This window comes from Microbacterium sp. MYb72, from assembly GCF_002979415.1.
GTDB classification, from domain to species: Bacteria; Actinomycetota; Actinomycetes; order Actinomycetales; family Microbacteriaceae; genus Microbacterium; species Microbacterium natoriense.
Genome location: NZ_PCOT01000022.1, coordinates 17,021 through 40,243 on the forward strand (window position 1 = coordinate 17,021; position 23,223 = coordinate 40,243).

The 23,223-nt window shown below is 68.6% G+C and carries 25 protein-coding genes; 9 read left to right on the forward strand and 16 right to left on the reverse strand.

Annotation, left to right across the window (positions count from 1 at the left end; genetic code table 11):
- Together pnuC and CQ047_RS12870 are read right to left on the reverse strand one after the other, a co-directional pair.
- A complete protein-coding gene (pnuC, locus tag CQ047_RS12865) occupies window positions 1-714 on the reverse strand; it encodes a nicotinamide riboside transporter PnuC (protein WP_105675866.1) in 714 nt (237 codons plus the stop codon).
- On the reverse strand, window positions 711-1,223 hold the full coding sequence (locus CQ047_RS12870) for a GNAT family N-acetyltransferase (protein WP_105675868.1): 513 nt from the start codon (window positions 1,221-1,223) through the stop codon (window positions 711-713). The genes pnuC and CQ047_RS12870 overlap by 4 nt, the downstream gene beginning before the upstream one ends.
- Before the next feature lie 285 nt (window positions 1,224-1,508).
- On the opposite strand from CQ047_RS12870, the gene CQ047_RS12875 reads away from it, so the two are divergent.
- From CQ047_RS12875 to CQ047_RS12885, 3 genes are read left to right on the forward strand one after another with little or no spacing between them, the layout of a single operon-like run.
- A complete protein-coding gene (locus CQ047_RS12875; RefSeq protein WP_105675871.1) occupies window positions 1,509-1,718 on the forward strand; it encodes an antitoxin MazE-like protein in 210 nt (69 codons plus the stop codon).
- Entirely contained in the window at window positions 1,715-2,041 is a 327-nt protein-coding gene (locus CQ047_RS12880) for a type II toxin-antitoxin system PemK/MazF family toxin (RefSeq protein ID WP_105675873.1), read from the forward strand. Before CQ047_RS12875 ends, CQ047_RS12880 begins: the two co-directional genes overlap by 4 nt.
- Window positions 2,038-2,919: a serine hydrolase gene (locus CQ047_RS12885; RefSeq protein ID WP_105675875.1), complete on the forward strand. Its 882-nt coding sequence runs from the start codon at window positions 2,038-2,040 to the stop codon at window positions 2,917-2,919. The genes CQ047_RS12880 and CQ047_RS12885 overlap by 4 nt, the downstream gene beginning before the upstream one ends.
- A gap of 13 nt (window positions 2,920-2,932) precedes the next feature.
- Here CQ047_RS12885 and CQ047_RS12890 read toward each other — a convergent pair whose 3' ends face one another.
- Both CQ047_RS12890 and CQ047_RS12895 read right to left on the reverse strand, forming a co-directional pair.
- Window positions 2,933-3,544 carry a LysE family translocator gene (locus CQ047_RS12890; RefSeq protein ID WP_105675877.1) on the reverse strand — a complete coding sequence of 204 codons (612 nt, stop codon included), beginning with the start codon at window positions 3,542-3,544 and terminating at the stop codon, window positions 2,933-2,935.
- Complete coding sequence (locus CQ047_RS12895) at window positions 3,541-4,782, reverse strand: hypothetical protein (protein ID WP_146114348.1); 1,242 nt, start codon at window positions 4,780-4,782, stop codon at window positions 3,541-3,543. Before CQ047_RS12895 ends, CQ047_RS12890 begins: the two co-directional genes overlap by 4 nt.
- 203 nt (window positions 4,783-4,985) lie before the next feature.
- Here CQ047_RS12895 and CQ047_RS12900 point away from each other — a divergent pair, with 203 nt between their 5' ends.
- Complete coding sequence (locus tag CQ047_RS12900; protein ID WP_105675881.1) at window positions 4,986-5,969, forward strand: Gfo/Idh/MocA family protein; 984 nt, start codon at window positions 4,986-4,988, stop codon at window positions 5,967-5,969.
- A gap of 103 nt (window positions 5,970-6,072) precedes the next feature.
- Here CQ047_RS12900 and CQ047_RS12905 read toward each other — a convergent pair whose 3' ends face one another.
- A complete protein-coding gene (locus CQ047_RS12905; protein ID WP_105675883.1) occupies window positions 6,073-6,990 on the reverse strand; it encodes a DUF808 domain-containing protein in 918 nt (305 codons plus the stop codon).
- Window positions 6,991-7,138: 148 nt separating this feature from the next.
- On the opposite strand from CQ047_RS12905, the gene msrB reads away from it, so the two are divergent.
- Together msrB and msrA are read left to right on the forward strand one after the other, a co-directional pair.
- Entirely contained in the window at window positions 7,139-7,612 is a 474-nt protein-coding gene (msrB, locus tag CQ047_RS12910) for a peptide-methionine (R)-S-oxide reductase MsrB (protein WP_105675885.1), read from the forward strand.
- On the forward strand, window positions 7,609-8,154 hold the full coding sequence (gene msrA, locus CQ047_RS12915; protein WP_105675887.1) for a peptide-methionine (S)-S-oxide reductase MsrA: 546 nt from the start codon (window positions 7,609-7,611) through the stop codon (window positions 8,152-8,154). Before msrB ends, msrA begins: the two co-directional genes overlap by 4 nt.
- A gap of 78 nt (window positions 8,155-8,232) precedes the next feature.
- Here the strand turns inward: msrA and CQ047_RS12920 are convergent, their stop codons facing one another.
- Window positions 8,233-9,033: an alpha/beta fold hydrolase gene (locus tag CQ047_RS12920; protein WP_181155934.1), complete on the reverse strand. Its 801-nt coding sequence runs from the start codon at window positions 9,031-9,033 to the stop codon at window positions 8,233-8,235.
- Window positions 9,034-9,214: 181 nt separating this feature from the next.
- Here CQ047_RS12920 and CQ047_RS12925 point away from each other — a divergent pair, with 181 nt between their 5' ends.
- Window positions 9,215-10,672 carry an amino acid permease gene (locus tag CQ047_RS12925; RefSeq protein ID WP_105675889.1) on the forward strand — a complete coding sequence of 486 codons (1,458 nt, stop codon included), beginning with the start codon at window positions 9,215-9,217 and terminating at the stop codon, window positions 10,670-10,672.
- An 84-nt stretch (window positions 10,673-10,756) separates the two neighbouring features.
- Here the strand turns inward: CQ047_RS12925 and CQ047_RS12930 are convergent, their stop codons facing one another.
- Window positions 10,757-11,122: a DoxX family protein gene (locus CQ047_RS12930; RefSeq protein WP_105675891.1), complete on the reverse strand. Its 366-nt coding sequence runs from the start codon at window positions 11,120-11,122 to the stop codon at window positions 10,757-10,759.
- A gap of 55 nt (window positions 11,123-11,177) precedes the next feature.
- On the opposite strand from CQ047_RS12930, the gene CQ047_RS12935 reads away from it, so the two are divergent.
- Window positions 11,178-11,615, forward strand: a complete 438-nt coding sequence (locus tag CQ047_RS12935; protein WP_105675893.1) for a helix-turn-helix domain-containing protein — start codon at window positions 11,178-11,180, stop codon at window positions 11,613-11,615.
- Between the two features lie 194 nt (window positions 11,616-11,809).
- Here the strand turns inward: CQ047_RS12935 and CQ047_RS12940 are convergent, their stop codons facing one another.
- Both CQ047_RS12940 and CQ047_RS12945 read right to left on the reverse strand, forming a co-directional pair.
- Window positions 11,810-13,264 carry a catalase gene (locus tag CQ047_RS12940; RefSeq protein WP_105675957.1) on the reverse strand — a complete coding sequence of 485 codons (1,455 nt, stop codon included), beginning with the start codon at window positions 13,262-13,264 and terminating at the stop codon, window positions 11,810-11,812.
- A gap of 143 nt (window positions 13,265-13,407) precedes the next feature.
- Window positions 13,408-13,830: a Fur family transcriptional regulator gene (locus CQ047_RS12945; RefSeq protein WP_105675895.1), complete on the reverse strand. Its 423-nt coding sequence runs from the start codon at window positions 13,828-13,830 to the stop codon at window positions 13,408-13,410.
- 450 nt (window positions 13,831-14,280) lie between these two features.
- Here CQ047_RS12945 and CQ047_RS12950 point away from each other — a divergent pair, with 450 nt between their 5' ends.
- Window positions 14,281-14,721, forward strand: coding sequence for a hypothetical protein (locus tag CQ047_RS12950; protein ID WP_146114349.1), 441 nt, complete (start codon window positions 14,281-14,283; stop codon window positions 14,719-14,721).
- Here the strand turns inward: CQ047_RS12950 and CQ047_RS12955 are convergent.
- The 7 genes from CQ047_RS12955 to CQ047_RS12985 form a co-directional block, all read right to left on the reverse strand.
- The gene (locus CQ047_RS12955; RefSeq protein ID WP_105675899.1) at window positions 14,708-16,738 is read right to left on the reverse strand and encodes a hypothetical protein; all 2,031 of its coding nucleotides are present in this window, start codon (window positions 16,736-16,738) and stop codon (window positions 14,708-14,710) included. The two genes, CQ047_RS12950 and CQ047_RS12955, sit on opposite strands and share 14 nt — an antisense overlap.
- A gap of 48 nt (window positions 16,739-16,786) precedes the next feature.
- A complete protein-coding gene (locus tag CQ047_RS12960) occupies window positions 16,787-17,776 on the reverse strand; it encodes a glycoside hydrolase family 130 protein (RefSeq protein WP_105675901.1) in 990 nt (329 codons plus the stop codon).
- A gap of 15 nt (window positions 17,777-17,791) precedes the next feature.
- Entirely contained in the window at window positions 17,792-18,634 is an 843-nt protein-coding gene (locus CQ047_RS12965; protein WP_105675903.1) for a carbohydrate ABC transporter permease, read from the reverse strand.
- A complete protein-coding gene (locus tag CQ047_RS12970) occupies window positions 18,631-19,527 on the reverse strand; it encodes a carbohydrate ABC transporter permease (protein WP_105675905.1) in 897 nt (298 codons plus the stop codon). Before CQ047_RS12970 ends, CQ047_RS12965 begins: the two co-directional genes overlap by 4 nt.
- Before the next feature lie 4 nt (window positions 19,528-19,531).
- Complete coding sequence (locus CQ047_RS12975; protein WP_105675907.1) at window positions 19,532-20,806, reverse strand: sugar ABC transporter substrate-binding protein; 1,275 nt, start codon at window positions 20,804-20,806, stop codon at window positions 19,532-19,534.
- On the reverse strand, window positions 20,803-21,834 hold the full coding sequence (locus tag CQ047_RS12980) for a LacI family DNA-binding transcriptional regulator (RefSeq protein WP_105675909.1): 1,032 nt from the start codon (window positions 21,832-21,834) through the stop codon (window positions 20,803-20,805). The genes CQ047_RS12975 and CQ047_RS12980 overlap by 4 nt, the downstream gene beginning before the upstream one ends.
- A gap of 145 nt (window positions 21,835-21,979) precedes the next feature.
- A complete protein-coding gene (locus tag CQ047_RS12985; protein WP_105675912.1) occupies window positions 21,980-22,894 on the reverse strand; it encodes a J domain-containing protein in 915 nt (304 codons plus the stop codon).
- Window positions 22,895-23,223: the final 329 nt, after the last annotated feature.

Here is a 23,223-nt window from a genome sequence, read left to right on the forward strand (position 1 = left end):
CTAGGGGGTCTCCTCGGGGCGTTGCACCTGGGGTGCCGGGAGCAGCGTGTCGACCTGGGGTTTGTCGCCCTTCTGCGCCCGAGCCCAGACCACGAACCCGATCGCGGTGAACACCCCGTAGAACACGTACATGAACCCCGTGGCGTAGAAGCCCGAGCTGAACAGCAGCGGCACGCCGACCACGTCGACGGCGATCCAGATGAGCCAGAACTCGGTCCAGCCCCTCGCCATGCCGTACGTCGCCATGAGGGAGCCGACGAAGGTCCAGGCATCCGCCCACACCGGCTCCCACGAGCCCAGAAGCCGGAACAGCGGCGTGAGCGCGACGGTGCCGATCACCATGATGAGCACGATGCCGATGCGCGCGCTCCACGGCGCCCACCGCGGCGTCACCTGGCCGCCGTCCGATGAGGCCTGGCGCCAGCGCACCCACCCGTAGATCGCGACCGCGATGAACATCACCTGGCGGCCGGCCTGTCCGAGCAGGCTCGGCAGCTCGTGCTCCGGGCTCAGGATCGAGCCGAGGAAGACCGTGAGCAGCAGCAGGTTCCCGATGATGCCGACCGGCCAGGCCCACACCCGGCGCCGCATCCCACCGAGCGCGCTCGCCAGTCCGAAGACGTTGCCGACGACCTCGCGGATCAGGAGCGTCTGCCCGCCGGGGAGCGTCCAGTGCGAGTTGAAGACCTCGACGAGCCAGGTGAGGAGGTTCATGCGCGGGGCGCGGGGGCGTCGTCGAGGGCCAGCTGCAGGAACGTCAGATCGAGCCATCGGCCGAACTTCACGCCCACCTGCGGCATCCGCCCGGTCTCGACGAAGCCGAGCCTCTCGTGCAGGACGATGGAACCGGTGTTCTCGCTCGCCACAGCAGCCACCATGACGTGCTTCCCGATCGCACGGGCGCGAGCGATCAGCTCGTTCATGAGCGCCTTGCCGATGCCGCGCCCGCGCTGATCGCCGCGGACGTACACCGAGTGCTCGACCGTGTGCCGGAACCCGTCGTGCGGGCGCCAGTCGCCGAACGTCGCGTACCCGAGGACGCCGTCGTCGTCGGATGCCACGAGCACCGGGTATCCGGCGCGGAAACGGTCGGCGAGCCAGGCGGCGCGGTCGTCGACGTCGACGGTGCGCTCGTTCCAGATCGCGGTGGTGTTCTGCACGGCGTCGTTGTAGATCTCGGTGATCGTCTCGAGGTCGACGATCTCGGCGTCTCTGATGTGCACGTCGGTCTCCTCTGCGCTTTCGGGAGCGCGAGGCCGACGCTACCAGGATGCGACTGCTTCCCGACGATTCGTGTCAGCGGAGGGCGCCTGCAGGGTCGAACGGCTTCCGCTGCCGAGGTGCGGGGGACTTTCTCTCTTCACAATGGGCATCGTGCGATGAGTTCTCCACACGAGTCGAAGGACGCGGCGATCGTGGCCGCGGTGCACCGGCATGACCGCCAGAATTCAGGGACGTTCTCACCTTCGACCTTGTCCCCGCGAACGTTACATGTAACAATCTGGTGCATGACCGGAAGGGAACGGGTCGCCGAGTACCGGCGGAGGATGCGCGAGAGAGGACTGCGGCCGCTTCAGGTCTGGGTGCCAGACGTCAGAGACCCGTCGTTCGCGGTGGAGGCCTCTCGTCAGACCGCTCTCATCGCCGCGCATCCCTTCGCTCAGGCCGAGCAGGCGTACATCGAGTCGATCTCCGAGCCGTGGGGCGACTCGGAGTGATCCGCGGAGAGCTCTGGACCGTCGCAGGCGGCGTCTACTCGTCGAAACCGAGACCCGCCCTCATCGTCCAGGACGATCTGTTCGGCGGTACCGATTCGGTGACGGTGCTGCCTCTGACGACGCACGCGGTCGATGCTCCGCTGCTGAGGATCCGGATACCGTCGACCGAGCTCAACGGCCTCGAGAAGGACAGCGACGTCATGATCGACAAGCTCACCACGGTGCGGCGGGTGAACGTGAGCACGCGTATCGGTCGCCTTGCCACGGCGCAGCTCGCCGAGGTGGAACGCGCCCTGATCGTCTTCCTCGGGTTGGCGCGATGAAGAGCGCTCCGCGTGCCGATGATGTTCTCCGCCGCATCGTCGCAGAGGTGGATGCGGAGGAACTCGGGGCCTACGGCATCCACGTCTTGATCGGCGACGACACTGCCGCACACCGGTGGCGAAGCGACGACCGTGTGAATCTGTATTCGGTGTCGAAGGGGGTCAGCGCGCTCGCCGCGGGGATCGCGGTCGATGAGGGCATCCTCTCGCTGGACTCCAGAGCCGTCGACGTTCTTCAGGTGGCGAGGCCCGGCGTCGATGCCGAGAAGGTGACTCTGCAGCACTTGCTCACGATGACCAGCGGAATCGACTTCGAATGGTTCGGCGATCACCCCGTGACGTGGCCGGATCTCGCCGTCGAGATGCTCTCCCGGCCCTCCAACGACGGCGGCCGGGCGTTCCAGTACTCCGATGCGAGCACGTACGTCGCGATGCGGATGCTCGGCGCCGTCGTCGGCGACGTCAGAGACTGGCTGATGCCGAGGCTGTTCACTCCCCTGGGTATCCACAATCCGCAATGGCATCGCTGTCCGAGGGGATGGATCGTTGGCGGCAGCGGTCTGGAACTGCGCACCGAGGAGCTCGCACGCATAGGGCGGGTGCTTCGCGATCGCGGTGCGGGGTTCGTAAGCGCAGAGTGGATCGAGCGGATGCACTCCGACTGGCTCCCGTCTGGCGCCGACGGCGACTACGCGGCGTACGGGTTCGCCACGTGGAAAGGGCCCGGTCGGTGCTGGCGTCTCGACGGACGATACGGGCAGTACGTCGTCATCGACGACGCGGCGGATGCTGTCGTCACGATCACCGCGCATGAAGAGAGCCGCGACCACCGTCTGGCGGAGATCGCCGCCGGAGCACTCTTCACCGCCTCGGCATAGGGCGTCGACCGCTCTACGCGCGCTCCACGGCCAACCGTCCGGCGAGCAGCACGTAGGTCGCGGCGAAGGTACGGCGCAGCCACGTCATCACGCGCGGTCGCGTGATGACGTGCGTGCGCATGGCCGCGGCGAAGGCGCCGTAGATGGCGAAGACCACGAAGGTCACCGCCATGAACACCAGGCTCAGCCACACCATCTGCCACGTCGCATCCGGGGCCCCCGCCGGCACGAACTGCGGCAGGAAAGCGAAGAAGAAGATCGTGAGCTTCGGGTTCAGCACGTTGATGAGCACAGCGGTGCGGATGACGCGCCACGACGACACCGGCTCGGCGCTCTTCTCGACGTCGAGCGCCGACCGGTCTCGGAGCGTCTGCCACGCGAGGTACAGCAGGTAGGCGACGCCCAGCCATTTGATGGTCTGAAACGCGATTGCCGAGGCGTTGAGGATCGCGGCGAGACCGGTGATGGCGGCGATCATGTGCGGGATGACGCCGAGCGTGCAGCCGAACGCGGCGATGACGCCGGCTCTGGTCCCGCGCGAGAGCCCGGCGGCGATCGAGTAGACCGCTCCGGTGCCCGGCGTGGCCGCCACGACCAGGGTGGTGAGGAGGAATGCGATGGTCACAGGTTCGCCTTCGTGCTCAGGGCGTCGCGCACGACGATCGCGCGGCGCAGGTCGACCATGATCGGGTCGAAGAAGCGCTCCCGGTATCGGGGTTCGCTCACCGCCGAGAAGATGAACGGCAGCGTCGCGATCAGCGAGAGCAGGGTGGCCGCCTTGATGAGGTTGACGGTGACGGTGAGCTTGGCGCCGCCGATCACGAGCGGCTCGACCGGGAGCGGCTGGGTGGCGCTGCCCGGTCCGACCCAGAGCTCGACGACGCCGAACGGGATCGCGACCGACCCGATGACGATCAGCAGGGCGCACAGCAGCGCCGCGAAGAACAGCGCCTGCAGCAGCTGCGCGAACGTCATGACGAGCAGGATGTTCATCCGCTGCGGCCACCGGAGCGGATGCCGGGAGCCGGACGCCGCGCCGATGCGCTCGGCGGGAGTGTCGAGCAGGAGCGCGGCGCGCTGCTCGGGCGTCGGGGCGTAGGTCTCGTCGTCGATCTCGCCCGCGCTCACGCGCAGCACGACGATGGTCGCGAGGGCTCCGATGACCAGGCCGACGAGGGCGAGCGAGGAGCCGTGCAGCGCGGACGCCATCTGCCAGACCTCGGCGGAGAAGAACGCGAACACCACGAGCATCAGGATCACCGGGAGGGCGATCGACGCCATGTGGCCGATGGCGGAGGCGTTGCGCACGGCGAGGCGCGAGGCCCAGGAGATGAGGGCGCCGCCGCCCATGCCGGTGATGAGCACGCACACCGCGATGATCACCAGGGTCTCGAGCACCGGGCTGACCGTGGCCTGGCGGTCGACGGCGTAGCCGCCGGCGATGAGGGCCGCGGCGCACAGCACGATGACGGATGCCGCGACCGCCGTCCCGATGCCGACGGGCAGCCGTCGCACCGCGAACCGCACGAGCGCGAAGGCGAGCCAGGCGATGGCGAGCGCGAGCAGGAGCAGCACGAGCACGAGCACGGCGATCACAGTGTCGTCTTCGTCGTCGTCGCCGTAGAGCCCGATGGCGATGCCGAGCGCGAGGGTGAGCCCGCCCGTGAGGAGGAACCCGGCGACGGTGACCCAGGTGAGCAGCGGGGCGACGCGTCGAGGCAGATCAGTGAACCAGCGGCGCAGGGGCACGAAGGTCGGCAGACCCTGCTCGCGGAACCAGCGGTCGGCGTCGCGTCTCACGGTCGCGGCGGGCACGGAGGCCGGACGTGGTCGCGATCGACGGCGACGGCGTGCGGAAGACATGGAGCCGAGGATACGGCACACGGTCGCGGGTCGCGCCCCGGCTTCGGCATGTTCGCCGGCTCCGATGTGCGGGCGCTCGGTGCGCCGCGCCTGCTCTGCGATGATCGACGTCGAGGGTCTGCCCGTCGCGGCAGCGGCCGCCGCCATCCGTGCCACCGCCAGGTGCCCTCGAGAGCCCAGCCGCAGCGCAGAAGGAGATCGCCATGACCAGGACGCGATGGGCCGTGCTCGGCCCGGGAGTGATCAGCGGGGACTTCGCCACGGGGCTCCGGAGCTCGCACCTCGGCGTGCTGCACGCCGTTGGCAGCTCCGCGCCGGAGCGGGCTGCGGCCTTCGCCGCCGAGCACGGCGCCGCGGCATCCGGCGCCTACGACGAGATCCTCGCCAGAGAAGACGTGGATGCCGTCTACATCGGCACCGTGCACACGACGCACTCGGCTCTCGCGATCCGCGCGCTCGAGGCGGGCAAGGCGGTGCTGTGCGAGAAGCCGATCACCCCGACCGCCGCGGAGACCGATCTGGTGCTCGCGGCCGCGGCGCGCTCGGGGCGCCCGTTCGTCGAGGCGTTCAAGCAGCGCTTCGGTCCCTTCGCCGACCTGCTGCGCGGGCTGATCGCCGACCGTGAGCTGGGGGAGCCGCTCTCGCTCGTCGCGGGCTTCGGCTACGACCAGTCCCCGCGCACCGGTCGCGCGTTCGACCCGGCGCTCGCCGGGGGAGCGATCCTCGACGTGGGCTGCTATCCGGCATCCCTCGCGATCGAGGTGGCGACCGTGTCCGGGCGCGGTGGGCTTCCGGCCGCCTTCGGCGACGTGAGCGCCGAATGGGTGAACGGGGTGGATGCCGACACCACGGCGCACCTGACGATCGGCGACCTCGCGGTCGAGCTGCGCACGGCCGTCATCCGCGAGATGCCTGGGGCCGCCGTGCTGCACTGCGCCGACGGCGACATCGTGATGCCCGATGCCTGGGGCAGCCGCACCGAGAGTCCCTCCTCGCTCATCCTGCGACGCGGTGCGGAGGAGCGTGTGGTGACCGTCCCGGTCGTGCAGCCGATGGGCGCGGAGGCGGATGCCGTGTCGCTCGCGCTCGCCGAAGGGCGGGTCGAGGCTCCGGAGATGACCTGGGCCGACAGCGCGGCGATCGCCCGACTCTGCACGGGCTGGCTGGACGCGGCGCGTCGCCCGTAAGCGCCGACGTCGTGTGCACTCGCCGAGTGCACGTGATGTCGACGTCGACAAGCCGTGCTTTCGGCGACGTCACGTGATGTCGCCGTGGAACGGCGAGCGGGCGTCAGTGGCGAACCGCGCTCGGCGACTCCTCGCCCTCGTGGAACTCGACCTTCTTGCCCAGCATCCGTCCGATGCCGAGCACGATGCCGACGATGACGAGGCCGACCGCGAGGCCGGCGATCGCCGAGAACAGGGTGTCGCCGATCCACACGATCACCGGGCCCGCGGCATGGAGGAGCTCCTCGATGCCGTGCAGGATGTCGGCGCCGAAGTGCACGCCCACCTCGGCGAGGTTCACGAGCACGAGGTGCCCGCCGACCCAGAGCATCGCGACGGTGCCCAGGATGCTGATGAAGCGGAACACCGCGGGCATCGCGTTCACCAGGCGGGTGCCGTTGCGGCTGACCCGCTTGTCGGAGCTCTCGGCCATCTTCAGGCCGATGTCGTCGATCTTCACGAGCAGGGCGACCGCTCCGTAGACGACGCCGGTCATGACCAGGGCGATCACGGCGAGGATCGCGAGCGTCATCCAGATGTCGAGCCCCTTGTCGAGGCTCGCGAGCGAGATGAGCATGATCTCGGTCGACAGGATCAGGTCGGTCCGGACGGCGCCGAACACGAGTTTCCTCTCGTCGCGGGCGCCCTCGTCCTCATGGCCGTGCTGCACGCCGAACCACTCGAGCACCTTCTCGGCGCCCTCGAAGCAGAGGTAGGCCCCGCCGAGGATCAGCAGGTACGGCAGCACCCAGGGGGCGAAGGCCGTGAGCAGCAGCGCCACCGGGATGATGATGAGGAACTTGTTCGCGAGAGATCCGAGCGCGATCTTGCCGACCACGGGCAGCTCGCGCGCGGGCGAGATGCCCTGCACGTACTGCGGTGTGACGGCGGCGTCGTCGATCACGACGCCAGCGGCCTTGGCCGAGGCCTTCATCGCGGCGCTCAGGATGTCGTCGACGACGGCGAGCAGTCCAACGGACATGGGCGTCCCCCTGTTTCGAGTGTCGGGGAGCAACTCTACCGAGTCCGCAGAAACTCACAGCGCGCTCCCAGCCCCGCGGGACCAAAACGGCGCCGGCATCCGTTCTCCCTTATGACGCTGCAGCCAGCCGCGTCAGACAAGGAGCATCATGTCGCACGACTACCGCAAGACGGCCGAGGCGGTCGGCGCCCTCACCGACGCGCAGTACAAGGTCACCCAGCGCGACGGCACCGAGCCGCCGTTCCGCAACGCCTACTGGGACAACCATGACGACGGCATCTACGTCGACGTCGTCTCGGGCCAGCCGCTGTTCTCCTCCCTCGACAAGTTCGACAGCGGAACCGGATGGCCGAGCTTCACCAAGCCGATCGACGCGGATGCCGTCACCACCCGCACCGACCGCACACTGTGGATGTCGCGCACGGAGGCGCGCTCCACCGGCGCCGACAGCCACCTCGGGCACGTCTTCGATGACGGACCCGTCGAGGACGGCGGCCTGCGCTACTGCATGAACTCCGCGGCCCTGCGTTTCATCCCGGCATCCCGCCTGGAGGAAGAGGGCTACGGTCGATACAGCGACCTCTTCACCCACACCGACACCCCCATCGAGGAGCAGTCATGACCGACACCGGAACCATCACCCGCACCACCGGCACCGAGACCGCCGTGCTCGCCGGCGGCTGCTTCTGGGGTATGGAGGACCTGATCCGCCGCCAGCCCGGCGTGCTCGACACCCGGGTCGGCTACACGGGCGGGTCGAACGACCACGCCACCTACCGCAACCACCCCGGTCACGCGGAGGCCGTGGAGATCGTCTTCGACCCGTCGAAGACGTCGTACCGCGACATCCTCGCGTTCTTCTTCCAGATCCACGACCCGTCGACCCTGGACCGTCAGGGCAACGACATCGGGTCGAGCTACCGGTCGGCGATCTTCCCGCTCTCCCCCGAGCAGGAGCAGGTCGCGCGCGACACGATCGCCGACGTCGACGCCTCGGGGCTGTGGCCCGGCAAGGCCGTCACCACGATCGAGCCCGAGGGCCCGTTCTGGGAGGCCGAGCCCGAGCACCAGGACTACCTGATCCGCTATCCCAACGGCTACACCTGCCACTTCCCGCGCGCGGGATGGGTGCTGCCGAAGCGCGAGGAGAGCGCCGCTCTCTGATCCGCGCACCGAGGCCGACGCTCCTCCTCGTGGAGGGCGTCGGCCTCTGTCGTGTGGCGCGGGCGCCAGGCGCCGCGGTCAGCCCTCGGCGAGGAACGCCAGCGCGGCCTCCTTGAAGGCGCGCGAACCAGGGGCGTTGAAGTGGTTGCGGTCGGGGATCTCGAAGAAGCTCCCGTGCGGGGCCGCGGCCGCCAGGGCCCTCGACCCCTCGATGATCGCGTCCTTCGACCCTGTGGCGAAGAGGATCGGGCTCGACGGGGCGTCGGCGGGGTCGGGGTCGATCGTGCGGGAGGCGCGCATGCCCTCCGCGAGCGCGATCAGGGCGCGCAGGTCGTTGCCGGGCACCCGCTCGGTGAGGGCGATGTAGTTCTGCGTCGTGGGGTCGTCGACGGGAGCGCCGTCGGCGAGGAACGCACGCACCTGGTCGAGGTTCAGCCGGGCCAGGGGGATGCCGTCTGGAACGCCGCCGAGCACCCCGCGTCCGATGCGCTGCGGCAGGTCGCGGATGACCTCCCACCCCACGCGCGCGCCGAGCGAGTAGCCGAGGTAGTACGCGTCGTCGACGAGGTAGGCGTCCATCACCGTCTCGACGTCGGTGGCCAGGGTGCGGATGCCGTAGTCGCCGGGCTCGTGCGGCTTCTCGCTGAGACCGTGGCCGCGCTGGTCGAGGGCGAGCACACGGTAGCCGGCGCGGGTGAGGTCGCGGACCCACCCGGTGAGCACCCAGTTGTCGCGCGCGTTGGAGGCGAAACCGTGCACGGCGACGACGACGGGCGCGTCGAGGTCGCCCCACGTGTAGGTCGCGAGACGGGTGCCGTCGGCGGAGTACACCTGCTGCGGCTCGGGCATGCGGGTCAGGTCAGCGAGAGGAACGGCCACGCATCCATCTTGGCCCGATCGGCGGGGTGGAGGGCGTCGACCGCGGCGAGTTCCTCAGGGTGGGAGTCCCTGGGCGGTTCCCCCAGTTGTGACGGAAAGACACCCCCGTCGCTATTTCACTATTGTGTCGATCGTCACAATAGTGCAATATCATGGACGAAGCTGAACAAGGGAGTTGAGCATGTCCGCAAGTTCACCTACGGCGGCGAAAGCCGTGACGGCCAGCATCCCCGTGCTCAAGCGCGGCCTGAAGAATCGTCATATCCAGATGATCGCGCTCGGGGGCGCGATCGGGACGGGATTGTTCTACGGTTCATCCGAAGCGATCGGGATGGCGGGGCCTTCGGTGCTGCTCGCCTATATCGTCGGTGGCGCGATGATCTTCCTCATCGTGCGCGCTCTCGGGGAGATGTCGGTGGACAATCCGGTATCCGGCGCCTTCAGTCACTACGCGAACGAGAACTGGAGTCAACGCGCCGGTTTCGTCTCTGGATGGAACTACTGGTTCAACTACATCGCCGTGTCGATGGTCGAGCTCGCAGTCGTCGGATCCTTCGTGAACTACTGGCTCCCTGGAGTGCCGACGTGGGCGTCGGCGGCGGTGTTCCTGGTGCTCATCACCGGCATCAATCTCATCGGAGTGCGCACTTTCGGCGAGTTCGAGTTCTGGTTCGCGTTGGTGAAGGTCGTCGCCGTGATCGGCATGATCGTGCTGGGAGCGATCGTCATCGTCTTCCGGATCAACAACAGCGCGGATCTCCCTGACCCGAGCTTCGCTCACCTGTTCGACCAGGGGTTCTTCCCCTTCGGGCTCACCGGGACCCTGGCTGTGCTCGTCGTCGTGATGTTCTCGTTCGGCGGCACGGAGTTGATCGGAATCACGGCCGGAGAGGCGGAGAACCCGCGCAGAACCATCCCGAAGGCGATCAATCAAGTCATCCCGAGAATCCTGATCTTCTATGTCGGAGCGCTCGCCGTGGTGATGGCGGTGGTGCCCTGGGCCAGCCTCGACGGTCAGACGAGCCCGTTCGTGCAGATCTTCGATCGCATCGGGATCCCGGGCGCCGCTCACATCCTCAATCTCGTCGTGCTCACGGCGGTCATCTCGGTGTACAACTCCGGTCTCTACTCCAACGCGCGGATGCTGTACTCGCTTGCCCGCCAGGGCAACGCCCCCGCATATCTGCGCCGCATCTCGAACTCGGGGGTCCCCGTCGCAGGTGTGCTGACATCTTCCGCGGTCACGGTCATCGCCGTGATCGTGGTCTTCGTCTGGCCGGATTTCGCATTCCGCTACCTGATGTCGATCGCCACCATCGCCGCGATCATCAACTGGTCGATGATCATGATCACTCAGATGAAGTTCCGTCGGCGCATCGGGCCCGAAGGTGTCGAGAAGCTGGAGTATCGACTGCCCTGGGCCCGGGTGACTCCTTGGATCGTCCTCGCCTTCCTGGCTGCGGTGGTCGTGCTCATGGCCCTGTCGCCCGACTACCGCACCGCCGTCATCGCGGGGCCGATCTGGTTGGGCATCCTGCTCATCGGCTACGAGGTCAAGAAGAGACGCGCCCGCCCGGCAGGGGATGTCCAGGCGCAGGGAGCTCCGAGCGGCGGAGGCTGGGGGGCTGACCGCTCGTGAGGTCGCGACGCGGCCGCCCAGAAGGTGCTCCGGGCGGCCGCGTCGTGCGTGTCCTGGGCGTGTGAATCCGGCGGCGGGTGCCGCTCAGAGCACGACGAGGAAGCCGAGCACGGTGCTCGCGACGGCCAGCGCCGCGAGGACGAGGGCCGGTGTCGCGGCCTCCTTGCGACGCAGGTGCACGACGACCGCGCCGATCATGATGATCGCGATGCCCGTACCGGCGAGGGGTGTGAGGATCGGTGCGATCCCCGTCAGCAGCGGGAGGATCAGCCCGAGCGCGCCGACGACCTCGAGCGCGGCGATGGCCTTGACGGTTCCGGCGGAGAAATCCTCGGTCCAGGCCATGCCCCGCTCGGCGAGGGTCGCCTTGGGGGTGACGAGCTTCATGCCGCCTCCGCCGAGCATGGCGAGGGCGAGAAGCCCGTTGACGATCCAGAGTGCGACGAGCATCCGTGTTCCGTTCTGTGTGTTTGTTACGATTAGTAACCAAGAATGGAGCAATCGGATGACTGGTGCAAAAGGCACATCGGTGTCACCGACGCACAGCGATGGCTGCGATGCGGCGGGCTTCCCCGACTACGAGAACTCGTGCTCGATCGACGAGGGGGCGGGCCGTGCGATCCGCGAGGTGCTCGATCGGGTCGGCGACAAGTGGTCACTGCTGCTGATCGCGACGCTGCGCGGCGACCGGCTGCGCTTCAGTGAACTGCTCCGGCACATCCCCGGGATCTCCCAGCGGATGCTCACGCTCACGCTCCGTCAGCTCGAACGCGACGGGCTGGTCACCCGCACCGTGCACGCCGAGGTGCCACCCCGTGTGGAGTACGAGCTCACGGAACGCGGCGAGACGCTCATCCCGATCGCCCGCACGATCGGCGACTGGGCCCTCGCGAATCACCCTGCGATCGAGGAGTCCCGCGCCCGCTACGACGCCCGCGCCTGACTCCGGTCGGTCAGAAGTCGGCATCCGATTTTCGGACGATCGCCGGAATCTCGGATGATCGACCCGAAACGGTCCGATTTCTTGAGATGCTTCCGAATTTCGGATGAGGGCGGATGGGTATGCGAGACATGCGACAAGGAGCCGCGGACACAGAGAAGGGGGACGGATGCCGTGGCATCCGTCCCCCTTCTGGGTCAGACGCGGGAGCGCAGCGCCTCGCCGAGTGCGGCATCCACGTTCGTCCAGTACTGGAAGAAGCGCTCGCGGATCGCGTCGATGGTGATGCTGCGGCCCTGACCCGTGAGGGTGTCCAGGAACCGGGCGCGCTGCTCGTCGTCGAAGACCGTGCGGTACAGTGTGCCGGCCTGGCCGAAGTCGTCGTCGTCCACGCGCAGCGTGGCCGCGGCGCGGATCAGCTCGCCGTCGGACTCCCAGCTCGCCTCGACGCCGGCAACCGGGTCTGCGGCGGGTCCACCGGCCGCCCCGTACGAGTTCGGCGTGTACACGCGGTGCTCGGCCGGGTTGAAGCGGTACTGCATCTGGCCCTCGTGCATGTAGTTGCGCACCTCGGCCGCGTGCGGCTGGTTGACCGGCAGCTGGTTGTAGTTCGCGCCGATGCGGTAGCGCTGCGCGTCGGAGTACGCGAACACCCGCGCCATCAGCATCTTGTCGGGCGAGATGCCCGTGCCCGGAACCTGGTTGCCGGGCGAGAACGCCGCCTGCTCGATCTCGGCGAAGAAGTTCTGCGGGTTGCGGTCGAGGGTGAACGTGCCGACCTTGATGCGCGGGTAGTCCTTCTTCGACCACGTCTTGGTGAGGTCGAACGGGTTGAAGCGGTAGGTCTTGCCCTCCTCGTACGGCATGACCTGCACGAAGACGTCCCACGAGGGGTTGTCGCCGCGGGCGATCGCGTCGAACAGGTCGCGACGGTAGTAGTCGGCATCCGATCCCGCGAGCTTCTCGGCCTCGGCGGCATCCATCCGCTCCACGCCCTGCTTCGACAGGAAGTGGTACTGCACCCAGAAGCGCTCGCCCTCGGCGTTGACCCACTGGTAGGTGTGCGAGCCGTAGCCGTTCATGTGGCGCCAGGATGCCGGCAGGCCGCGGTCGCCCATGAGGTAGGTGACCTGGTGGGCGGTCTCGGGGGAGAGCGTCCAGAAGTCCCACTGCATGTCGGCGTCGCGCAGACCCGAGTCGCCGAGGCGCTTCTGCGAGTGGATGAAGTCGGGGAACTTCATCGCGTCGCGCAGGAAGAACGTCGGGGTGTTGTTGCCGACGATGTCGAGGTTGCCCTCCGTCGTGTAGAAGCGCAGCGCGAAGCCGCGCACGTCGCGCCAGGTGTCGGGGGACCCCTGCTCGCCCGCCACGGACGAGAAGCGGAGCAGCGTCTCGCTCACGGCTCCGGGCTGGAACGCGGCGGCGCGGGTGTAGGCGGACACGTCCTCGGTCACGGTGAACGTGCCGAACGCGCCACCGCCCTTGGCGTGCGGGTTGCGCTCCGGCACGCGCTCGCGGTTGAACGAGGCGAGCTTCTCGACGAGGTAGCGGTCGTGGAGGACCGTGGGGCCGTCTGCTCCGACGGTCAGGGAGTGCGCGTCGCTGGCGACGGGCGTGCCGGTCTGGGTCGTGGTGCCGGGGAGGTCTGACATGGTCATGCGTTCACTTTCGTCTCGTATCGGTGTTCAGTGGGGTCCCCGACGCGCGTCGATGCAGCGACGCCGGGGTGAGGGGTCGTTCGATGATGCCGGGGGATGCGGCGCACAGGTGGAGTTCTGACGAACCCGTAAGGTTTCTAGGGCGCGGCGTCCTGGCAGCGGGGGCATACGCCCCAGAAGGTGACTTCTGCGGTCTGCACGGTGAATCCCCCCGTGTTCGACGGGGTGAGACACGGCGCCTCGCCGACGACGCAGTCCACGTCGCCGATGGCACCGCAGCGGGTGCACACGACGTGGTGGTGGTTGTCGCCGATGCGCCGTTCGTAGAGCGCCGCGGAGCCTGCCGGTTCGATCCGGCGGATGAGGCCCGCCGTCGTCAGGTCCGCGAGGATGTTGTGCACCGACTGGATCGACGTGGTCGGAAGCACGTCGGACACCGCGCGGTAGACCCGCTCGGCATCCGTGTGGGCCATGGACTCCAGCGCCTCGAGAACGGCGACGCGGCCCGCAGTCGCACGAAGACCCGCGTCGCGAAGCGCGGAGTCGAGGTCGGTGTCCATGCCTCGACTGTACACGTTGTTTTTAGTGATTCAAAAGAAGTATCGGCATGCCGGTGGGGGGCACTCGAAACCGTTCGATACAGATCGTCCTTCATCGGAGGCCGAGTGGTTCGCGAGAGAGCGTCCCATCGCGGCTCCCAGAACTCACCCACACAACTGCGGGTCAGCCTCCGTGCAGTCTTTCTGCTCGTCGACGTGGTGCTCTAATGGGAGCCAGCCCGGAGCGGGCGATTGCATCTTCGAGGGGGAAATGTGAGCTACAGCCAATGCACCGCGAAAGTTACTGGGCTGCACCGCACTGAGAGTGGGAGGCAGCGTTGCCCGATTCATAGAACTGGAGCGACGCCTTCGTCAGACTGGGCGGAGCGCACGTCCGATGCCTGGTCTGCCCCACGCAGAATCTCACCAGCGTCGCGACCGGAGGCGCGGCGCTATGACAATCAGTACCGCTTGATCACTCAACTCAGTGAGAGTGTGGTCGACCTCATGTTGAGTCCGCCTGACGGCCGACTCCGTGACGCGACTTTCGACCTCATCGACGCGCTCACTCCCACTGGCGATGCCCGCATTCCTCGCTCAGGTCACGTATTGTGTCAGCTCTTCGAGCAGGTAGCGCTGGGCTTGCAGAGGATCATCGATGTGCCGGGCGCGGTCATCGATGAGCTTGTAGGCGAGGAAGTCGCCGGATCACGGATTCTCGCCGCGTGCGTGAAAGTTCTTCTCAAGAGAGCCGTGCAAGTCGCAATGGAGAACGCGATGGCACCGCTGGTGGTTCTGCACCTGAACGCGTGCATCTGCGCGCTCACATTCTGCCCGGCGTCGGAGAAGCATCGGTCATTGGAAGAGAACTGCACGATGCCCCTCGTCAGAGACCGTCTCAGCCGCGCGTGATCGTGAAGCCCTCGCCGCGCACGCGGACCCGCCCTCCCTGGGCGGCCTGGCCGTGCTGCGATCCGTCCGCGTCGTAGGCCCGACCGCTGCCGGGCGCCAGCGGGGCGACCCGCTCGTCCGACCGGGAGCCGTTGGCATAGAGCACCGCGGACCCCGTCGTGGTCGCGTACACCGCGCTCACGACGCGCGGCTGGATCACCAGTGCGTCGAGCCGCACGTCGCCCCGACTCGTGCAGCGCACCGTGACCTGCTCGGCAGGCAGGTCCCCGCCGAGCAGCTGCGGCACGAGCATGCCGTCTGCCTCGGTGAGTCCGCGGTCGCCGGTCCCGCCCGCTGAGGTCTTGGTCGTCCACAGGCGACGTCGTCCGCGGAACACCTCCCACACGGCATCCCCGGCATCCGCTGCCTGCCGCCAGATGAGACCGTGCAGGATGCCGCCCACCTCCGTCACGTCGAACTCCACCCACTCACCCCGCGGGACCTGCACGTACGCCCCTCCCGACAGGTTGCCCTCGCCGGTCCAGGCCCCGCCGGCCGGTCGCACGACCGTGCCGCCGGGGGAGAGCCGGGCGGTCTCGGCGTCGATCACGCGCAGACCCGAGTGCGAGCTCAACCCCGTGATCGATGTCGCGATCTGCGCGATGTCGCGGTTCGCGTCGAGCAGCAGCATGGTCAGCAGCCCGTGGATCGTGGACTCCGCGCCGGAGTTGCGGTTCACGCGGCCGTCGGTCTCGACGCCGTCGAACGTCACGCCGGTCGCCGGGTCGTACGTCGGGATGCCGGCGGTGTTGGCGCCGAAGAACCATCCGGCGGCCAGGCCCGCGAGCAGACGGTGTCCCTCGCCGCCCGCGGCGACCGCACCGGCCACGCGTCCGTGCGCGCCGTAGGCGATCTGCGCCTCGGCGGGAAGCGGGGCCCAGGCGTTGCTCGGTCCGCCCGCCGCGAGCACCTGCGGCGTGAAGCGCCCGGCATCGGCCGCGGCCGCCGTCGTCCAGTCGCGGCGGCGCAGCACAGCACCCGCGCGGGCGAGCGCCTCCGGAGCGGCCGAGCCCCACGCGTGCCAGAAGCCCAGCGAGCCCGTCCACGGCAGCACGGCCCCGAACGGCCAGCCCGCCCGCGGATCCGTCGCCATCGCGGCCACACCCTCGCCATAAGTCTGCAGGGCACCGCGACTGCGGGAGTCACCCGCTTCGGCGGCGGCGCTGAGGCCGAGCATGGCCTCAGCCGTGGCATCCGCCCCTCCCGCGATCAGCCAGGCCGGAAGCCTCCTGCCGTCGCTGCGCACCCACTGCCCGGCACGGCCGAGCGACTCGCGTCCGAGCGCGTCGAGGCACAGGTGCAGCCGCGCCAGCAGGAACTCCGCGAAAGCGGCATCCTCCCGACGGAACGCGGCATAGCCCTCGCCGAACGCCCACACCGACCGGGCGAGCCAGTACGACTCCGCCGAGTCCGACGGATCGGGCAGCTCGACCGGGATCGCGCTGGGGTTCAGCGTGCCGTCCTCCTGCTGCCACAGCACCACACGGCCCGCGTTCGGTCCGGTCGCGGTCTGCAGGAAGGCGAGAGAGCGCAGCAGGTCGCGCGCCTCGTCGCGGCTCTGCGCGTCGCCCGTCGCCTTCCAATCCCGCAGCAGCACGACGGCCGCACGCGCGATGTCGTCGGCGTTATACGCACCCTGGCTCCAGTAGCCGGTCACCGCATCGCGGTTCCCTCCTCCGACGCGGCGGAAGCCGCCCGCGCCGCCGGCATCCGCGTAGGTCCACGGCGCCCGCACTGTCGGCCGGGTGTCGATGCCGAACGTGGTGTGCTCGGCGCTCGCGGTGACGGGAACGTCGGCGAGCAGGAAACGCAGGTGCGCGAGATTCGTCAGGCGCGGGCGTCGGGCGGCGTCGAGCGGCAGCGGACCGGCGAGCCCTGGAGCTGCGGTCGTCGCGCCGACGGCCGCGTCGACCGGGATCAGGGCGAGGGCGGATGCCGTCGCCGCGATGGTCAGGAAGGTGCGTCGTGAGGTGTCCATGTCATCACTTCTTCGTGCTGTCGGTGGAGCGGGGTTCGTGAGGGGCGATCAGGAGAGGTCGGCCGCGGGCTCGCGCAGCGCGCGGCCCCACGGCTCCGCCGGATCGTGGATCGCGACGGCGAGGGTGGTGTCGGACTGGCCGTAGTACGCGAACCACCTGCCGTGGAACTTCACGAGCCCCTCGATGAAGGTCACGTTCGAGATGAGTCCGTGCAGGTCCTCGAACGACTGCGGCCGCAGCCACGGCTCCTGCAGCCGGGCGATGACCTTCGTCGGCTCGTCGGGGTCGATCGCGATCTGCCCGCAGCGGTAGTCGACGTCGACCGAGCCGTCGTCGTTGATCGTGCGGGTCGCGCCGTTCGTGAGGAACACGAGCAGTCCGTTGTCGGCGAGCACGGGGGAGGCGCCGATCTCGACCAGGGCCTCGTCCCACGTGCCCGGCGTGGGGGAGTACATGGGGTCGGTGTCTGCGGTGCCCGGCGTCCAGTGGATGAGGTCGTCGCTCGTGGCCCAGTAGATCGCGCCCTCGCCGAAGTACATCCACCATTTGCCGTGCATCCGCTGCGGCACGATCACGCCGGCCTTCGACCAGTTGAAGCCGCGCGGGTCCATGGTCTTGAACGTGTCGAAGTCCTCGAACAGCGGGCCGTGCTTGGTCCAGGTGCGCAGATCGGTCGAGGTCGCCAGGCACAGCTGGGCGCTGCGGCGGTCCCAGCCCGTGTAGGTGAGGTAGTAGGTGCCGTCGATCAGCGCGATGCGCGGATCCTCGCAGCCGTAGCGCTCGTAATCCTCGGACGGGGAGAGGATCGGAGCATCCTCTCGCGTGAAGGTCACCCCGTCGCGGGAGCGGGCCATGCCGATGTGCGACACGATGTCGTCGGCGTGCGCGCGGTACAGCAGCACGACCTCGTCGCCGTCGACCAGCGCGGCCGGGTTGTACAGGTTGGCCGACTCCCAGCTCTCGCCGCGGGGGCGCAGGATGGGGTTGCCCTCGTAGGGGGTGAACGGTCCGAGGGGGAAGGATGCTCCGGTGAACATGGATGCCTTTCTGGGCTAGCCCTTGACGGCGGCGCCGAGGTCGGTGGCGGTGAAGAACCGCTGGAAGACGATGAACAGGATCACGACGGGGAACGCGAGGGCGGTGGCGCCCGCGAGGATCGCGCCGTTGGGGTTGGCGGTGGACTGCGCCACGTTCGAGATGTAGTTGGCGAGGGACACGGCGAGCGGCTGAAGGCTCGAATCCTTGGTGATGAGGAACGGCCACAGGAACTCGTTCCACGGGCCGATGAAGGTCACCAGCACGACGGTCACGAGCACCGGTCGGATCAGCGGGAGCGCCACCGAGGTCAGCAGGCGGATCTCACCGGCCCCGTCGATCCGCGCCGCCTCGAAGATCTCCACGGGCAGCGCCTTGAAGAACTGCGTGAAGATGAACACCGCGGTCGTGTTGATGAGGAACGGCAGGATCATGCCCAGATACGAGTCGCCCAGGCCGTAGCTGCGCGTGATCTGCACGTACAGCGGGATCATGAGCAGCTGGAACGGCACCATCTGCACGAGCAGCATGAGCACCCAGATCACCCCGCGACCGCGGAAGTCGAGCCGGGCGATCGCGTAGCCGGCGAGCAGCCCGAACACGACGGTGCCGAGCAGCACGCCCGCCGTGAAGACGAGCGAGTTCAGCAGGGAACCCGCCAGGTCGATGCGCGAGTCGATCGCGACGAAGTTGTCGACCGTCCACCCGCTCGTCGGGAAGAGCTCGTTCGGGGAGTTCGTGGGGTTCTTCTGGAACGCCCCCACGAGCATGAAGTAGAACGGGAAGGCGAAGCCGATTGCCGCGATCGTGAGCACGATGATGCTCAGGATGCGGGGGACTGAACGTCTGCGGGTCATCATCGCTCCCTGGTCGCGCGGTTGGCGGCGAGCGACAGCATCCCGACCAGGACCACGAGGATCATGCCGATCGCCGCTGCGGTGTCGGGGTTCTGCTGCTGGATGCCCAGCTGGTAGATGAGCAGCACGGGGGTGGACGAGGCGCCGTCGGGGCCGCCGCCGTTCGTGAGCAGGTAGGGCTCGGTGAAGAGGTTGGCGCCGGTGATGATCGAGAGGATCAGCACGAGGGTCGTCGCGCTGCGGACGCCGGGCACGGTCACGTGACGGAATCGGGAGAGGATGCCGGCGCCGTCGGTCTCGGCCGATTCGTACAGCTCCTTCGGCACGTTCTGCAGTGCTGCCAGATACAGGAGGATGTAGAAGCCCAGCTGCTTCCACGTCACGTACAGCGCGATCATCGGCATCGCGAGTCCGCTGTTGACGAGCCATGAGGGGTCGGGGGCGAGCGGGCCGAGGATCGTGTTGATCAGTCCGTTGCCCGAGAACAGCAGCATCCACACGCCCACGAGCGAGACGCTCGCCGTCAGATACGGCACGTAGAACGCCACGCGGTAGGCGGCGACCCAGCGGATGCCGGTGTTCAGCGCCGCCGCGAGGATCAGCGACAGCACCGCGGTCAGCGGCACGTTGATCACGAGGAACACGAGCGTGTTGCGGAACGAGTCGATGACCCGCGGGTCGGTGAGCACCGTGACGAAGTTGTCGAAGCCGACGAACGGGCGCTCGACCTCCGTGCCGGGGGCGGTGAAGAAGTAGTCGTGGAAGGCGATGTAGACGGCGAAGGCGAGCGGATACGCGAAGATCGCGATCACGAAGACGAAGTACGGCAGCGCGAAGAGGCCGCCGATCGGCTGCGCACCCAGCCATTGGGTGCGCAGCCGCCGGTTGTCGGTCATGACGTCACTCGGCGACGAGCTTGTCGATCTTCGAGGCCGCCGTCTTCAGGAACTCGTCGATGGAGGTCTTGCCGAAGATCACGGCCGACGAGTACTCGTCGCGGAAGGCCTGCCAGGCCTCGACGGAGTTCGGGATGCTGGGCACGTCAGCCGTCGCCTCGACCTGCTTCGCGAAGGCCGTGTAGTCCGGGTTCGCGGAGAAGTAGTCGGGGTAGGTGCCGGCGAGGTCGGTGCGCATCGGCATCTGACCGGTGAGCTCCAGCAGCTGGCCGTCGCTGTCCTCGTTCGTGGAGAACTGCAGGAAGTCCCACGCGGTGCCCTGGTTCTTGCACGCCGTGAACATCGAGACGCTCTTGGAGTCGGCGAAGGTCGTCGGGTTGTCGCGACCGTCGCTGGTCGGCACCGGCATGAAGCCGACGTCGACGGTGTCGGCGTACGACGGGATGGCCCACGGTCCCGCGAGCTGCATGGCCGTGGTGCCCGCCGACATCGCGTCGTCGGTCGAGGCCTCGTTCGGGGCCAGCTTCTCGTCGTAGATCGTCTTCCAGAACTCGGCGACCTTCTTTCCGGCATCCGAGTCGAACGTGGCCTTGCCGTCTTCGACCAGCATGGTGCCGTCGGTCTCGGCGAGGTACAGCGGATAGAAGTCGAACCACGGCTGGTAGAACTCGCTCGTGGGCGCCGGCCAGATCGCGCTCTGCACACCCGAGGCCACGATCTTCTTGGACCCCTCGAGGAAGGCGTCGTAGGTGTTCATCTGCGGGTCTTCGGGGTCGATGCCCGCGGCCTGGAAGAGGGCCTTGTTGTACATGACCATCACCGGGTTGGACTTCCACGGCAGCTGGTAGAAGCTGTCGTCGGTCTTGTAGGCGGCGAGCTCTCCGCCGCGCGAGGTGATGTAGTCGTCGCCGCCGTCGAGCTTGCTGAGGTCGACGAGGCCGCCCTGCTTGACCCATCCGGAGACGGCGGCCGGGGCCACGTTGTACACGAGGCACGGTGCGGTGCCGGCGGTGATCGCCGCGGTGATCGCCTCTTCGGAGGAGGATCCGGCCGGGATCTCCTGCGCGGTCACCTTCTCGTCGGGGTGCTCCTTGTTCCAGGCGTCGACGACGGCGTGACCCCAGGCCACCTCCTGCTCGTTGTTCGACAGCCAGACCTTGATCGGGCCCTTTCCGTCGGCCGAGCCGCCGGTGGTGCCGGCTCCTGCCGAGCATCCGGTCGCGACGAGCGCGAAGGCGCTGACTGCGCCGACGAGTGCTGCTGCACGGATCTTCTTCATGGTGTCCTCCTCGACACGGTGGGTGTAGCTGCCGACGGCGCCGCTGTGCTCTCGCGGAAGTGCACGACGTTGCAGTCGACGATCTCGGTGCGCGGCTGCGCTCCGAGGATGTCTGCCCGCAGGAGGCGGGCGGCCGCGCGACCTCGCGCGGCGGGGTCCGACGAGACGCTGGTCAGCGCCGGAGAGAGGTGGGCGGAGAGGTGGTCGTCGTCGAATCCGGCGATCGCGAGGTCGTCGGGGATCGAGAGGCCCTGCGAGCGCGCGTAGGACAGGCCGGCGATCGCCATCGTGTCGTTCGCGTAGACGATCGCGGTGGGGCGCTCGGGAAGAGCGAGCAGCTCCTCGGTCAGCGCGCGTCCGCTCGCTGCGGTGAAGTCGCCCTCGCGCAGCAGCTCGTCGCTGCCGATCTCGTCGGTGTAGGCCTCGGCGCGGGCGCGGGAGTGCACGTAGGCGAGCGGGCCGGAGATGTGCGCGATGCGCTCGTGACCGGCGTCGCGCAGGTGGGTGATGATCTCGCGCACGGGGGTCGCATCGTCGGTGCGGACGCAGGAGAACGAGTGCGGCTGGTCGTAGGCGCCGACCAGGACCGTCGGCAGCTCGAGCTCGTCGAGGAAGGGCACGCGCCAGTCGTCGTCGCGGAGGTCGAGCAGAAGCGCGCCGTCGGCGCGGCCGTGGGTGAGTGAGCGGTAGGCGCGCTCCTCGGCGTCGCGGTCGGGGACCACCTGCAGGATGAGTGCCGTCTCGGTCTCGGCGAGGACGGACTCCACTCCGGCGATGAAGGCGGGGAAGAACGAGTCGTTCGCGATGACCTCGGGGTCGCGGGCGAGGACGACGGCCACGGCGTTGGCGCGGCGGTTCGCGAGGGCTCTGGCGCTCTGGCTGGGCGCCCAGTTGAGCTTCTCGGCCGCCGCGAGGACCTTCGCACGGGTCTCCTCGGAGATCGGGCGGTTGCCGCTCAGGGCGTGCGACACCGTCGCCTTCGTGACGCCGGCCTCGCGGGCGACATCGGCGATCGTCGTGCGGCTCATGCCACCTCCTCGTGGAAAGACCGGAGTGAACCGGTTTGATGAGTGTAAACCGGTTTGATTCGCTGCGTCAACGCTCGGCGCGGAACCCGTCAGTTGTGAGGGGAGTGGATGCCGCTAGGCCTTCAATCGCGGGCGAGCGCGCCGCTCAGACGAATCGCACGGTCTGCTGCAGGCGCGTGCGGACGTCGAAGAGCTCGTTGCCGCCGATCGCGCGCACCCCTGGCACGCCCTGCCGGAGCACCATGCCCAGCGCGCTCCGGCGCACGACGACGACCGGGACGCCGCGCACGGTGCCCAGCGGAGTGACGGCCTGCACGAGGTCGTCGTCCGGCAGCACGACGATGGCGCCGCCGAACCGCACCCGTGCGGCACGTGCCGTCACGCGCATGCGTCCGAGGAGCGCGGTGACGGGTGCGCGGACCCCGACGGTCGGGCCCGTGATCTCGCCGCGGCGGAATCCGACCACCCCGCCGAAGTCCTCCGACATCACGCCGTAGAGACCGGACGGGCTGAGGACGACATGGTCGAGCTTGTCGTCGGCATCCGCCCCCGTGGCCACGTCATGCCAGATCGTGAAGCCCATGCCGAGGTCGGAGACGGTCCGGGCCGTCTCCTCCTCCGCCAGCGCATCGGCGAGCAGCCGGCGAAGTTCGCGCGGCGCCTGACGGACCAGCGCGGGGTCGTAGGGATCGGGGACCTCCACGCCGACGCCCGCCCACTCGCGGATCAGCGCGATGTACCGCTCCCGGCGCCATCCGCCCGGGTGCCCGTAGGAGCGGGCGCGCGGCCGTGTGTCCGGACGGGCGGTCTGCACGCGCCATCCGCTCCACTCGCTCTCCTCGACGAAACCGTGCCCGCGGTCGTACGCGGCGCGGCCCTCGGGGGTGCCGATGAGCTCCCACGCGTACTGCACCTGGATGAACACGGCGGCGTCGCCACCCGTGTCGGGGTGCGTCTGGCGCAGGCGCAGCCGGTAGGCGCGCCGCAGCTCGTCGTGGTCGACCGTCGGGTCGACGCCGAGCACCTCGTACGCAGAGGCCGAGAGCGGGCTGTCGAACATCTCGCTCCTTCCGGCAGCTCTGATCCAGCGTATCCGCCGTGCCCGGGTGCGGACGCCCCGCACCGTTCTCACCCCGTTCGCTCGGGAACCCAGAGCGTCGGATGCCCGGTGCGGCGCGGCGCCGGTCGACGCCCGCTCATCAGGGAAACCCAGAGCATCGGATGCCGGTGCGGCGTGCCGCCGGTCGACACGCCGTGCCGCGTGCAGATGCTCTGGGGTTTCCCGCAGAGCCCGGCGGGATGCTGCCGTCGTGAGGCCGTGCACTCTCGGCGAGGTCACGCGAGGGCGACGGGCGATGGGCGGCGACCGCCGACGGACTCCGGTGGCGG